This is a genomic window from Aquaspirillum sp. LM1 (genome assembly GCF_002002905.1).
Taxonomy (GTDB): Bacteria; Pseudomonadota; Gammaproteobacteria; order Burkholderiales; family Aquaspirillaceae; genus Rivihabitans.
The window spans coordinates 3,424,178-3,436,885 of sequence record NZ_CP019509.1 but is presented as its reverse complement, the minus strand read 5'-3'; the positions used below and the strand labels follow the sequence as shown (position 1 = coordinate 3,436,885).

13 protein-coding genes and 1 tRNA gene are annotated in these 12,708 nt (G+C 62.8%); 10 read left to right on the top strand and 4 right to left on the bottom strand.

The window, feature by feature from the left end; genetic code table 11:
- Positions 1–121: 121 nt before the first annotated feature.
- The 6 genes from BXU06_RS14815 (at position 122) to BXU06_RS14790 (ending at position 6,314) form a co-directional block, all read left to right on the top strand.
- A complete protein-coding gene (locus BXU06_RS14815) occupies positions 122–955 on the top strand; it encodes a ferritin (protein ID WP_077301292.1) in 834 nt (277 codons plus the stop codon).
- Positions 956–964: 9 nt separating this feature from the next.
- Positions 965–1,456: a D-glycero-beta-D-manno-heptose 1-phosphate adenylyltransferase gene (gene rfaE2, locus BXU06_RS14810; protein ID WP_077301289.1), complete on the top strand. Its 492-nt coding sequence runs from the start codon at positions 965–967 to the stop codon at positions 1,454–1,456.
- Between the two features lie 5 nt (positions 1,457–1,461).
- Complete coding sequence (locus tag BXU06_RS14805; RefSeq protein ID WP_256364049.1) at positions 1,462–2,415, top strand: biotin--[acetyl-CoA-carboxylase] ligase; 954 nt, start codon at positions 1,462–1,464, stop codon at positions 2,413–2,415.
- Complete coding sequence (locus tag BXU06_RS14800) at positions 2,412–3,128, top strand: type III pantothenate kinase (RefSeq protein WP_077301286.1); 717 nt, start codon at positions 2,412–2,414, stop codon at positions 3,126–3,128. Before BXU06_RS14805 ends, BXU06_RS14800 begins: the two co-directional genes overlap by 4 nt.
- Positions 3,125–4,231 (top strand): SPOR domain-containing protein, encoded by a 1,107-nt coding sequence (locus BXU06_RS14795; protein ID WP_150125227.1) that lies wholly within the window; start codon positions 3,125–3,127, stop codon positions 4,229–4,231. Before BXU06_RS14800 ends, BXU06_RS14795 begins: the two co-directional genes overlap by 4 nt.
- Positions 4,232–4,373: 142 nt before the next feature.
- A complete protein-coding gene (locus BXU06_RS14790; RefSeq protein WP_077301280.1) occupies positions 4,374–6,314 on the top strand; it encodes a PhoX family phosphatase in 1,941 nt (646 codons plus the stop codon).
- A 140-nt stretch (positions 6,315–6,454) separates the two neighbouring features.
- Here BXU06_RS14790 and BXU06_RS14785 read toward each other — a convergent pair.
- A tRNA-Leu gene (locus tag BXU06_RS14785) sits at positions 6,455–6,539 on the bottom strand.
- Positions 6,540–6,637: 98 nt separating this feature from the next.
- A complete protein-coding gene (rsmI, locus tag BXU06_RS14780) occupies positions 6,638–7,546 on the bottom strand; it encodes a 16S rRNA (cytidine(1402)-2'-O)-methyltransferase (RefSeq protein WP_253189478.1) in 909 nt (302 codons plus the stop codon).
- Between rsmI and BXU06_RS14775 the strand changes: the two genes are divergently transcribed.
- The 4 genes from BXU06_RS14775 to BXU06_RS14760 are packed head-to-tail and all read left to right on the top strand — an operon-like array spanning position 7,541 to position 10,176.
- Complete coding sequence (locus BXU06_RS14775; protein ID WP_077301277.1) at positions 7,541–8,653, top strand: penicillin-binding protein activator; 1,113 nt, start codon at positions 7,541–7,543, stop codon at positions 8,651–8,653. The genes rsmI and BXU06_RS14775 overlap by 6 nt on opposite strands.
- A gap of 3 nt (positions 8,654–8,656) precedes the next feature.
- Positions 8,657–8,989: a YraN family protein gene (locus BXU06_RS14770; protein WP_077301274.1), complete on the top strand. Its 333-nt coding sequence runs from the start codon at positions 8,657–8,659 to the stop codon at positions 8,987–8,989.
- A 12-nt stretch (positions 8,990–9,001) separates the two neighbouring features.
- Positions 9,002–9,592 (top strand): phosphoheptose isomerase, encoded by a 591-nt coding sequence (locus BXU06_RS14765; protein WP_077301271.1) that lies wholly within the window; start codon positions 9,002–9,004, stop codon positions 9,590–9,592.
- Positions 9,593–9,594: 2 nt separating this feature from the next.
- Positions 9,595–10,176, top strand: a complete 582-nt coding sequence (locus BXU06_RS14760; protein WP_077301268.1) for a BON domain-containing protein — start codon at positions 9,595–9,597, stop codon at positions 10,174–10,176.
- A 12-nt stretch (positions 10,177–10,188) separates the two neighbouring features.
- Here BXU06_RS14760 and BXU06_RS14755 read toward each other — a convergent pair whose 3' ends face one another.
- Entirely contained in the window at positions 10,189–11,370 is a 1,182-nt protein-coding gene (locus BXU06_RS14755) for an EAL domain-containing protein (protein ID WP_171982236.1), read from the bottom strand.
- Between the two features lie 287 nt (positions 11,371–11,657).
- Positions 11,658–12,704: a Tim44 domain-containing protein gene (locus tag BXU06_RS14750; protein ID WP_077301262.1), complete on the bottom strand. Its 1,047-nt coding sequence runs from the start codon at positions 12,702–12,704 to the stop codon at positions 11,658–11,660.
- Positions 12,705–12,708 lie beyond the last annotated feature (4 nt).

Genomic DNA, 12,708 nt, shown 5'->3' with positions numbered 1-12,708 from the left:
GGGGAAAATGCCTTATAGAACAAAACCCTATTGACAGGATGGAAATAGATAACATTTTCGTCTTGGCCAGCGATACTCTACAATCAGAACCTTGTTGAGACGCCCACAAGGACGCCCCCTGATGCTTTACCCCGAATTGTTTGTCCAGCTGGAAAAAGCCCGCTGGGACATGGCCACGGATATTCCGTGGGATACCTTCTCCCCCGAACTGCTGAGCGACGAACAGGCGCAAACCATCCGCCTGAACGCCATCACCGAATGGTCGGCGCTGCCAGCCACCGAAATGTTTTTGCGTGATAACCGGCATGACAGTGATTTTTCTGCATTCATGTCCATCTGGTTTTACGAAGAACAAAAGCACTCCCTGGTGCTGATCGAATACCTGCGCCGTTTCCGTCCAGACCTGATGCCCACTGAAGAAGAACTGCACGCGGTGCGCTTCGAGTTCGATCCGGCACCGCCGCTGGAAACCCTGATGTTGCACTTTTGTGGCGAAGTTCGGCTGACCCAGTGGTATCGCTGCGCCTCCGAATGGCACACTGAGCCAGTGATCAAGCATATCTACAGCACGCTGTCGCGTGATGAAGCCCGCCATGGCGGTGCTTACCTCAAATACATGAAGCAGGCGATTGCGCGCTCGGGCGATCAAGCCCGGCTGGCGTTTGCCAAAATCGGCATGCTGATGGCCTCCAGTGGCCGTTCCGGCAAGCCGTTGCATCCGACCAATCTGCATGTCAATCAGTCGCTGTTCCCCAATGACACGGTACAAAGCCGTTTGCCTGACCCAGACTGGCTGGATGACTGGCTGACCCACAAGATTTGCTTCAACAGTGAATGGGAATCCCGCGTGGTGGGTGGTATCCTTCGCAACTTGTCGAGTTTGTTTGAACGCACTTTTGAGTCGGTGCAGCAACTCAACCGTTACCGCAAGGAGCTGGTTGCCGCCACCGCGTGATGGAACGCCATGAACTACCCTGCCCCCGAGTTTGAACGCAAGCTATGTCCTCCCGAGCAACTGGCCACCCGTCTGGCCAGCCTGCCGCGCCCGCTGGTGATGACCAATGGCTGCTTTGACATCCTGCATCGGGGGCATGTCACCTATCTGGCCCAGGCGCGTGCGCTGGGGGCCGGGCTGGTGGTGGCGCTGAATACCGATGCCTCGGTGCGCCGGCAGGGCAAGGGTGATGACAGGCCGGTCAACCCGCTGGAACAGCGCGCCGCCGTGATGGCCGCGCTGGAAAGCGTGTCATTGGTCACCTGGTTCGACCAGGATACCCCGGCAGAACTGATTGAACAGGTGCGCCCTGATGTGCTGGTCAAAGGCGGTGACTGGCCAATTGACCGGATTGTGGGCAGTGCAGAAACCCTGGCGCGCGGCGGGCAGGTGCATTCCATTCCGTTTGAATTTGCCACCTCGACCACCGCCATGCTCACCCGCATCCGCAGCCAGGGCTAAGCGCAGTGAAAGCCCCGGCTCTGGCAGTCTTGCGCCGTCTGTCTGACGGCGGTTTTCATTCTGGCGAACGTATGGCCGAAGAGCTTGGCTGTTCGCGCGCCTCGGTCTGCACCCGCATTCAATCGCTGGCCGAGCACTACCATCTGCAGATCGACCGCGTGCGCGGCCAGGGCTATCGCCTGCTCACCCCGATTGACTGGCTTGACGCCTCCGCCATCCAGCCTGGACTACCGGCTGGCCTGCGGGTGGAGGTGGTCGATGAAACCGGTTCCACCAATAGCGATGTGCTGGCGCGGGCGGCGCAGGGTGAGGCCAATGGCCTGGTGCGGCTGGCCGAAGTGCAAACCGCTGGCCGTGGCCGGCTGGGCCGGCGCTGGCAAACCCCGCTGGGCAGCGGACTGACTTTTTCCCTGCTCTGGCGGTTTGATTGTGGTGTCGGTCAGTTGTCTGGCTTGAGCCTGCTGGTTGGCGTGGCGCTGACCCGGGTGCTCAATCGCCTGGGAGCACCGGTCAGGCTGAAGTGGCCCAACGATGTCTTGTTGGGCGAACGTAAGCTGGCCGGGATTTTGATTGAACTGGCCGGCGATGCGCTTGGCCCGTCGGCGGTGGTGATTGGTGTGGGCTTGAACGTGCATCCGGCGGGCGATGTTGGCCAGCCTGCCGCTGCGCTATCAGACGCCGGCCTGAGCCTGTCGCGCAACGCCCTGGCCGCTGCGCTGTTAAGCGAGCTGGCTGACCTGCTGACCCAGTTTGCCCATGACGGCTTTGCGCCATTCCGGGCGGAATGGGAGCATTGGCACGCCTGGCAGGACGAGCCCGTCGTGCTGTTGCCCATGCAGGGTGAGGCACTGGCCGGCATTGCCTTGGGCATTGATGCGCATGGCGCGCTACGGCTGATGACTGCCCACGGTGAACAAGCGGTGCATGCCGGTGAAATCAGCCTGCGGAGGCATGCATGAAATTATTGATCGATGCCGGCAATACCCGGGTGAAATGGCGGATCGTCGCGGTGGCGTCTGCTCAGGTGCTGGCCGAAGGGGCCGCGCTGCATGATGACCTGTCGGCGCTGGCGGTGGATTGCCAGCGCTGGCGTCCACGCTGGGCGCTGGGCTGCACCGTGGCCAGCGAGGCGCTGGGCCAGCAGATTGCCGCCTGCCTGCCGCCTGGGCTGGCGGTGGCCTGGCAATGGCCACAGGCCGAGCAGGCCGGGGTGCGCTGTGATTACGACACCCGCCAGTTGGGTGCCGACCGCTGGATGGCGCTGCTGGGCGCTGGTGGTGCCGCGCCGGGTGCCAAGGTGGTGGTGTGCGCCGGCACCGCGTTGACCATTGATGCATTGCGCGCTGACGGCCTGTTTCTGGGCGGCTCCATTGCCCCTGGCTTGACGCTGATGCGCAACAGCCTGGCCAGCGGTACCGCCCGGCTCGGGCGTCCGGATGGCCAGTATGCCGACTACCCCACCCAGACTGCCGATGCGATTTACAGCGGTTGCCTGAATGCCCTGCTGGCACCGATTGTCCAGCAGGCGCAGCGGCTGAGCGCGCTGGATGGCCCTGTTACGGTTTATTTGACCGGGGGCGATGCCAAATTGATTGCGCAGTATCTCCCCGTTTGCTATCAGATTGTGGATAATCTCGCGCTAGACGGATTAGCCAGGATAACATGTCCATGAAGTGGTTTCTTGCTGCGCTGGTCGCGGCGAATGTGCTGATCGCCCTGTTGGGCGCACTCAGCAAGCCGGTGGTGACCGATATTACAACTCGGGAAAGCAACGCCAATCAGATCAAGCTGGTGCCCACTGGCGAGCTCAGCCCATTGGCCGCCCTGACCGCACCCAAGGCGGGCTCGGCGCTGCCACCCAAGCCCGACGCCCCGGCCCCGGTTGCTGCGCCGACCACGCCGCCTGTGGCTTCGCTGGCCGCCGCGCTGGCACCGGAAGCCGCACATTCGGCCAGTCCTGCTGCCGCACCTTCAGCACCTGCGGCGGCGCTTGCGCCAACGCCTGGCAAAGCTGACGCCAAGCCGCTACCCGCGGCCAAACCTGCGGCCAGTGCGCCCAAGGCTGAACCCACCAAGCCTGAACCTGCCAAGCCTGAACCAACCAAAGCGGAAACCAAGCCAGCGGCCAAGCCGGCAGAAGTGAAAAAACCCGAACCCAAGCCTGAGCCCAAGCCAGAAACCAAACCTGAAGCGAAAGCACCTGCCAAAGCCGAGGCCAAGCCAGCGGCAGACAATAAAGTGGCCAAGCTGGAGCCCAAGCCTGAAGCAGCCAAGCCGGAAAAAACCGACGCGGCCAAGGCCAAACCCAAGCTGATGTGCTATCAGTCAGCTGAGCTGGACAGTGCCACTGCCACCAAGCTGAAAGCTGCGCTGAACAAGGCCGGCCTGGCCAGCAAGATGCAGGAAAGCGTGCACGAAACCGGGCGGACCGGCGGCAAGTTCTGGGTGTATCTGCCAGCGCAAAGCAACCGTGACGAAGTGCTCAAACAGTCGGCCAGCCTGAAAGACAAGGGCTTTGACAACTATGTGGTCAATACTGATGGCGAACACAAGAACGCCTTGTCGATGGGGCTGTTTTCACAGGAAGACAGCGCCAAGGCCATGCTCAAGCGTCTGAACGACAGTGGCTACCCGGCCAAGCTGGCTCCGCGTGGCGGCACGCCAGTGAGCAGCAGCACTGTGCGGGTGGATGGGCTGGACGAAGCCGCCAGCGCCAGCCTGAGCAAGGCCACTGCCGGTCTGGCCGGGCTGAAACCGACCAGCTGCAAACCCTGATGGTACCACCGTGACACGCCGTCGCCCGCTGGGGGCAACAGCGTGTCACGGTTTTGTCATGATTTGGCCACGATTGTGTCATCCGGATGACGTATTTTCGGCAGGTTCCCAACCTGCCTGCTGATTCCCGGAGCCTGACCCCATGAGCCGCCTGATCAAAACCGACGACAGTATCGTCAATGACTCGTCCAACCTGGCTTTTTCTTCCATTCTGGATGCTTCGCTGCAGCGTCGTGGCCTGCTCAAGGGCTTGGGCGCTTCGCTGGCGCTGGGTCTGGCTGGCTCCAGCGTCAGCCAGCTGGCTGCTGCTGCCAACGCCCCGCTGGCCCCGCTGAATCTGGGGTTTACCGGCCTGCCGTTCACGACCGATGATGTGGTGCGTGTGCCGGCGGGCTACCACGCCAATGTGCTGTATGCCTGGGGTGATCCGGTGGGCGTGCCGGGCAAGATGCCGGCGTTCAAGCAGGATGCCAGCAATAGCGCCGAAGAACAGGCCGTGCAAGCGGGCATGCACCACGACGGCATGGCCTATTTCCCGCTGCCGTTTGGCTCGGCGCACAGCAAGCGCGGCTTGCTGGCCATCAACCACGAATACACTGACGACGGCTTGCTGCATACCGATGGTATGGCTCACTGGAGTGAGAAAAAAACCGCCAAAGCCCAGGCCGCTGTCGGCGTATCAGTGATTGAAGTGGAAGACACCGGCAAAGGCTGGCGCGTGGTGCGCCCGTCGGCACTGGCCCGCCGCATCACCGCCACCACGCCGTGTGCCATTGGCGGCCCGGCCAAGGGCCATGCGCTGATGAAAACCCAGGATGACCCCAAGGGCGAGCGTATTCTGGGCACGCTGAACAACTGCGCCAACGGCCAGACGCCGTGGGGTACCTACCTGACCTGTGAAGAAAACTGGAGCGATTACTTCGCCAACAATGGCGAACTGAGCGCCGACGACAAGCGCTACGGCATTAAAGCCACCGACACCGGCTATAAATGGGCCGAAACCGATTTCCGCTTTGACCGCCAGGTCACCCCGAATGAAGCGCACCGCTTTGGCTGGGTGGTGGAAATCGATCCGTTTGATGCCAAATCCACCCCGGTCAAGCGCACCGCGCTGGGTCGGATCAAGCACGAAGGTGCCACCGTGGTGCTGGCACCGGACAACCGCGTGGTGGTGTACATGGGCGACGACCAGCGCTTTGAGTACATTTACAAATTTGTGTCCAGCAAGACGTACAACCCGAAAAACCGCAAGGCCAACTTTGACCTGCTTGATCACGGCACGCTGTACGTGGCGCGCTTTGACAAGGACAACACTGGCCACTGGCTGGAACTCAGCCACGGCAAGAACGGCCTGACCGCCGCCAACGGCTTTGCCAGCCAGGCCGATATCTCCATCCACACCCGCCGCGCCGCCGACCTGGTGGGGGCTACCAAGATGGACCGCCCGGAGTGGATTGCTGCTCACCCGCACAAGCCGTATGAAATCTACTGCACGCTGACCAACAACAGCGAGCGCGGCAAAGACGGGAAAGCAGGGGTGGACGCGGCCAATCCGCGCGTGGACAACACCTTTGGTCAGATCATCCGCTGGTTTGAAGGCGACAATAACCCGGCATCGACGGCGTTTGTCTGGGACCTGTTTGCGCTGGGCGGCAGCCCAACCGGCAAGGGCGACAAGAAGGCCAGCGTGCAGGGCGACACCTTTGGCAGCCCGGACGGCCTGAAATTCTCCAGCAATGGCCTGCTGTGGGTGCAAACTGATGTGTCCACCAGCACGCTCAACGAAAAAGACTACCTGGGCATGGGCAATAACCAGATGTTGGCGGTGATTCCCGAACGCGGCGAATTCCGTCGCTTCCTCACCGGTCCGCGTGGCTGCGAAATCACCGGCATTGCCTTCACCCCGGACAACCGCACCCTGTTCATCAATATCCAGCATCCGGGTGAAACGTCGTCCGAGCGGTCTGATCCGGCTGCGCCGAAAGCCATTTCCGCCTGGCCGGATGGTGCCAGCGGTGGTCGCCCGCGTTCGGCCACCGTGGTGATTCGCCGTGACGATGGCGGCGTGATTGGCGTGGCGTAAGGATCCGTCAGCCTGATGTGATGGCAAACCGCCCCCGTACCAGTGCAACTGGGCGGGGGGCGGTTTTTTTCCGGGGCAATAAAAAACCCGCCAGTATGCACTGTGCGGGTGATTTGCCTTGTGGCCGGTCTTGCTTAAGCTGGTGCCCAGGGTCGGACTCGAACCGACACGCCTTGCGGCGGGGGATTTTGAGTCCCCTGCGTCTACCGATTTCGCCACCTGGGCAGGTGTCAGGATGGTGTGAGATTCAAACACCCTGTGGTAAGAGCGGCATAATACAGGGCTGGCTTAGCGCTGTAAACTGCGCGCGTAGCTCCCCGGTGTCAATTCGACTCATCCGCAGGCCCCTGTTTCCAGCTGACGGCCAGCTGGTACAGCGCATCACGCGGGACGCCGGTCAGCGTGGCGGTGAGTTTGGCCGCCTGTTTCGGCGGCAGTTCGGCCATCAGCACGCGCAGGGTGTGTTCGGCCTGTGCGTCAATGGCGTTGTTGGCGATCACCGCCGGGGCGGCGTCGATGATCAGCACGCATTCACCGCGCTGCTGATTGCTGTCGCTGGCCACCCAGGCGGCCAGTTCACCGGCGGGCAGGGTGCGCAGGGTTTCAAAGGTTTTGGTCAGCTCACGGCCCAGCGTCACTTGCCGATCCGCGCCCAGGGTGGCCGCAATATCGTGGGTGCAGTCGGCCATCCGGTGCGGTGCTTCGTACAGTACCACGGCATAGGGTGCGTCCTGCCACTGCGCCAGCTGCTTGCAGCGGGCGGTGCTTTTGGGCGGCAGAAAGCCATGAAACAGCCAGTCGGAGGTGGTGATGCCGCTGCCGGCCAGCGCAGTGACTGCCGCGCAGGCACCGGGAATGGGGCAAACCGGATAGCCGGCCGCCCGCACGGCGTGCACCAGCCGGGCACCCGGGTCCGACACGGCGGGGGTGCCCGCATCGGAAACCTGGGCGACAATCTGGCCTTCGGCCAGCCAGCCACAGATTTTTTCTGCCATCGCACATTCGTTATGTTCGCGTACACTGACCAGCTTGCTGTGCAGGCCATAGCGAGACAGCAACTGGCCGGTTACCCGGGTATCCTCGGCGCAGACGATATGCGCGGCGCTGAGCACGGCCAGCGCACGCAGGCTGATGTCGGCTACGTTCCCAATCGGTGTGGCCACCACATATAATGTGCCGTTCACCAGAGACGCACGCGCGTCTTCGACAATCGGAAAGAGTGGAGTATGCAACGACGGGCTCCTTGGGTGCGAATGCTGCTGGCAGCCATGCTGATGATGGGATGGGGCGGACCGGCGTTGGCCGCCGGCCCGAACTATAGCATTGAACTGGACGACGTGCCGGCGCTGAGATCCCCACTGACCGCCATTCTCGATCACCCGCCAGCCCAGGCGGAAAAGCGGGTGGAAACCATGCCTGCTGGCCCTGCACCGAAAATGGCAATCTTGCTGCCTTTGAGCAGCGACAGCCTGGGGGAGGCCGCTCAGGTGGTGCGGCAGGGGATTGAAGCGGCCTGGAAAGTGGATGGCGATGCCGAGTTGCGCTGGTACACCACCCGCCTGGACGATGTGCAGGCGCGCTATCAGCAGGCTCTGAGCGAAGGTGCCGAGGTGGTGATTGGCCCACTGACCCGTCCGGAAATTGCCGCAATTGCGCCCCTGGTCAAGATGCCGACCCTGGCGCTGAATACCCTGCCGGCCAAGCCGGCACCAGGCTTATACGCGCTGCATCTGGCGGCAGAGGCTGACGCCGAGCAGGTGGCGCAGGCCATGCACCATGCCGGCTCGGTGTTTCCGATGCTGATGGTTGGCAGTGATCCCTTGTCGCAGCGCCAGGCTCAGGCGTGGACGGCGGCCTGGGTGGAGCTGGCCGGACGGCAGCCGCGCACGCTGCGCTGGCCTGCCGAGGCTGAACGCTGGCAGCAGCAGCGCGAGTCGGTGGATGCCGTGGCGGTGATGCTGAATACGGCAGAATGGGCAGCACTGCGCCCGACGCTGGGGGCAGTGCCGGCATATTTGCCGCCCAGCCTGAACGAGCAGGCGCCAGTTGGGTCGGAAGGGTTGACCGTGACCGTGCTGGACATGCCGTGGTTGCTGACGCCAGATAGCGGTGTTTCGGCACGTTACCCCCGACCGCTTGAGCCTCTGACCCATGCCACCGAGCGGCTGTATGCACTGGGCATTGATGCCTTTCGCGTGGCGCGCCGTCTGGCCGGGCGCAATACCTCTGGCTTGTGGCTGGATGGGGTGAGTGGTCGTTTGCGACTGGGGTCTGGGCGGGAGGTTCAGCGCAGCCTGTTGCTAAGCTCGCCCACCGGTCAGCTCTGGCTGGATGAGTAAGCCATGAATGAACGTGGACAGCAGGCCGAAGCGCTGGCGCTGAGCTGGTTGCAGCAGCGTGGCCTGGTGTGTGTGACCCGTAATTATCGCTGCCGGATGGGGGAAATCGACCTCATCATGCACGATGGCACCACCCTGGTGTTTGTGGAAGTACGCCAGCGCCGCTCGGCCCGTTTTGGCGGCGCTGCCGCCAGTATTACCCCGGCCAAGCAGGCCCGGCTGGTGCGCACGGCAGAACATTATCTGCACACGCTGCCCAGCCTGCCACCCTGTCGGTTTGATGCCGTTCTGCTGGATGGCCAGCAGCCGCCCGAGTGGCTGCAAAACATTATTTGATAAGGAAGCCCGATGGATTTGATCCAGCGCGTCAACGAACATTTTATTGAAAGCATTGCTGCCAAACAGCAGGCGATGGAAGTGCTGTCACCGGGTATTGCCGTGGCAGCAGAAAAAATGGTGGCCTGCCTGATGAACGAAGGCAAGGTGCTGGCATGTGGCAATGGTGGATCTGCCGCCGACGCCCAGCACTTTGCCGCCGAAATGGTTGGCCGGTTTGAAAAAGAACGTCCGGGGCTGGCGGCGCTGTCGCTGGCCACCGACAGTTCGGCGTTGACCGCCATTGGCAACGACTACGACTTCGACATGATTTTTTCCAAGCAGGTGCGCGCACTTGGCCAGACTGGCGACATCCTGCTGGCCATTTCCACCTCGGGCAACTCGGCCAATGTGATTGAAGCCATTCATTCCGCCCACGAACGGCAGATGACGGTGATTGCCTTTACCGGCAAGGATGGCGGCCAGATTGGCGAGCTGCTCACCAGCGAAGACATCCTGCTCAATGTGCCGGTATACCGCACTGCCCGCATCCAGGAGGTGCATATCCTGATGATCCACGCCCTGTGTGATGCCATCGACTACATGCTGCTGGGAGGAGAATGATCATGCGCCGCCGTCTTGCTGTTGCGCTGTGTGTGCTGGCTGCCTTGCCGACGCTGTCGGCATGTGTGCCAGCGGTGGTGGCGGGGGCGGGGGCCGCGCTGTGGGTGGGCAATGACCGGCGCACCACCGGTTCTTACACCGATGACCAAACCTTTGAAGTCAAGCTGGCCTCGCAGATCAGCAGCAAGACACCGGGCGCGCATGTCAATGTGACTGCGTTCAATCGGGCCATCCTGCTGACCGGCGAAGTGCCAGACGAACAGGCCCGCGCCCAGGCCGACTTTACGGCCCGCGCGTTGCCGGGTGTGCGCAAGCTGCACAACTACCTGGTGATTGCACCCAACTCCACCCTGGGCAACCGGCTGAACGACAGCGGCCTGAGCACCAAGGTGCGCGCCCGTCTGCTGGAAGGCAAGAACTTCTCGTCCAACCATTTCAAGGTGGTGGTTGAGCGCGGCGAGGTGTATTTGCTGGGATTGGTGTCGGATGTCGAGGGCGAAGAAGCGGCCCGTCTGGCCAGCGAGACATCTGGCGTGCAAAAAGTGGTGACCTTGTACGAATACCTGAACGAACGCCGCGAATAAAGCGTGCGCCGCTCAGGCTGGCGGCAGGCTGACCCGTTCGTGCCAGTGCAGGTCGGTGCACAGCACATGCACCCGCTCATGCACTTCCAGCGCCAGCGACATGGTGACGCACGATACCGGCTCGGTGACCGACAGGTACGGCTGGGTCAGTTGCACCCGGCCTGGTTGCTCCAGCGCGCTGCGAAAATAAGGCCGGCGTGACCAGCGTGCGCCCTTGGCGTCGGCCAGCGGCGCAAAGCGGCGCAGGCTGCTGGCGCTGTAGGCCCCGATATTGTCGCCAACCTGCTCGCCAAACTGATTCAGCAAGAAGCAGCGCAGCACGTCCGGATGCTGGCGCAGCATGATGCTGGCTTCCGCCAGGGGAATGCCTGCCGCCAGCGCATTGGCGCACTGGCGAAAGGCAGCGTGGACACTGCGGTAGACGGCGGCGGCGTTCTGCCGGCGCGCCTGTTCGCGCACTTCAAAATCATGCCACAGGGTATCCAGCACCGGCAGCACCTGCAGGCTGTCCGGCAATTGCGGGGCCGGGCGGGCAAAGTAATAGCCCTGGACAAAATCTGCCTGCGATTCCAGCGCAATCACCCCTTCCCGTTCGGTTTCCACGCCCTCTGCCACCACCAGTGCGCCGATTTCCTGCAGCATGGCCACCAGCCGGGGATACAGTGCGCGCGCCTGGCGGGTCTGGCTGGCGTCGCGCAGCAGCGAGCGGTCGAGCTTGACGATGTCGGGCTCCAGCCGCCACAGCCGGTCGATATTGGCGTGGCCGGCACCAAAGTCATCCACCGCGATCACGCAGCCTTGCTGCTTGAGCTGCTGCAGCGCTGCCACCAGCGCATCCAGGTCGTCAATCCGGTGCTCCAGCACTTCCAGCACCACACAGTCTGGCGTCAGGCCGTGGGCGGCCAGCCAGTCGGGAAAGCGGTCAACCGCCTGCGGGTCAAGCAAGAACCCTTCGGCGTCGGCATTGAGGAACAGCCAGCTGTTGTTCAGCCCCAGCCGGGCATAGTGGGCCACATGCAGCGCACGGGCGTGACGGTCCAGCGCCGTGCGCTGGTTCAAGGGCATATGCGGGGCAAACAGGTCTGCCGGCGACAAGGGTTGACCCTGAGGGTCATGTGCCCGCAACAGGCCTTCCACGCCAATCAGCCGGCGGTGCGCCAGGCTGTAAATGGGCTGAAAATGCGAACTGCACACCAATCCCGCCGGCGCAGGGGCCGATAATGGCAGGCAAGGGGGAGCAAGATGTGCGTTCATGGTGGCAGGGTCAGGCGTGGAGAGGTCGAGGGCCAGGGTGTGTTCTTGCAGCAAATGTCATGCCAGTTGTTTCTGATGGGGCAGAATCTGCCGGAATCGCGGCCAGGATGGTCGGTTTGCGCCAGTCTGCCGCACAAGCGGCGCAATTGTGCATGGTTTTGTCTCGTCTTGCACCAAAAAAGGCCCGCACAGGGCGGGCCTTTTTCACGGCGTGCAGCACATCCGGCTTACTGCTGCTGAATCCCGGCCACCAGCCACTTGTTGTCGGTGTCGTGGCCTTTGACGTAGTGCCAGACTTCCGAGAACGGGGTGATCGGGGCATTGACCGATTCGCTGACCATGCCATGGAAATGCACGCTGGCGATATAGCGGCCATTTTCTTCCACTGCTTCCAGCAGGTCGCAGTTCAGCGTCGGAAAATCGGCCACTTCGCTGTTGTGGGTAACTTCCGCCTTGACCGCAGCAAACATTTCCGGGGTCAGGTATTTGGCCACTTCGCCCACATTGGCCGGGTTGTTCATGCTTTGCAGGTGCATGAAAGTGGCTTTGGCCTGACGCAGGAAGTGCGGCACTTCGGTGCCGTCCGGCAGGCGGCCATTGGCCAGCGGTGCCGCCGGCTGGGCCGGACTGAACTGGTCAAACAGGCCACCGCCCGTGCCCGGTGCTGGCGGGTTGCTGTTGCTTGGGCCATTGCGCAGGCTGTTATTGTTGTTCAGCAGGCTGTCGCGGGCGCCCTGGCCAGACGACTTGCCGCCACGACCCAGCGCCGGGGTGGCCTTGCGCCGCATCATCCACCACAGGCCACCACCCAGCAGGGCGGCCAGCAGCAACAGCGTGCCCCACGGCATGCCACTGCTGGCCGGCGCTGCCGGCGCGGCACCGGTCAGTGCCTGGGCTTGTTGGGCCGGCATCGGCGCGCCTGCGGCTTGCGGTGCTGCTGCACCATTGGCGGCAGCGGCTGGCGCTGGGTTGTCGCTCATGGCCGAGCCCAGCATATAGCCTGCTGCGGCACCGGCGACGCCAGCGGCAACAGCGGTACCAATGCCTGGCCCCGAACGTTGCTGTGGCGCGCTATTGGGCGCGGTCTTGCCGTACATCGGCGCAGCAGGTGCCTGCTGGGCCGGGGTGGCGTTATAGGATTGGCTCTTGGACGGGGTGGAGCGTTGCATGCCGCTGGATTTGCCACCGCCAAACTTGGCAGCGTCGGCAAACGGTGCAGTAAACAAGGCTGCCGTGGCCAGGGTCAGGACGAGATGTTTGGCAGTGTGGGCCATGGTA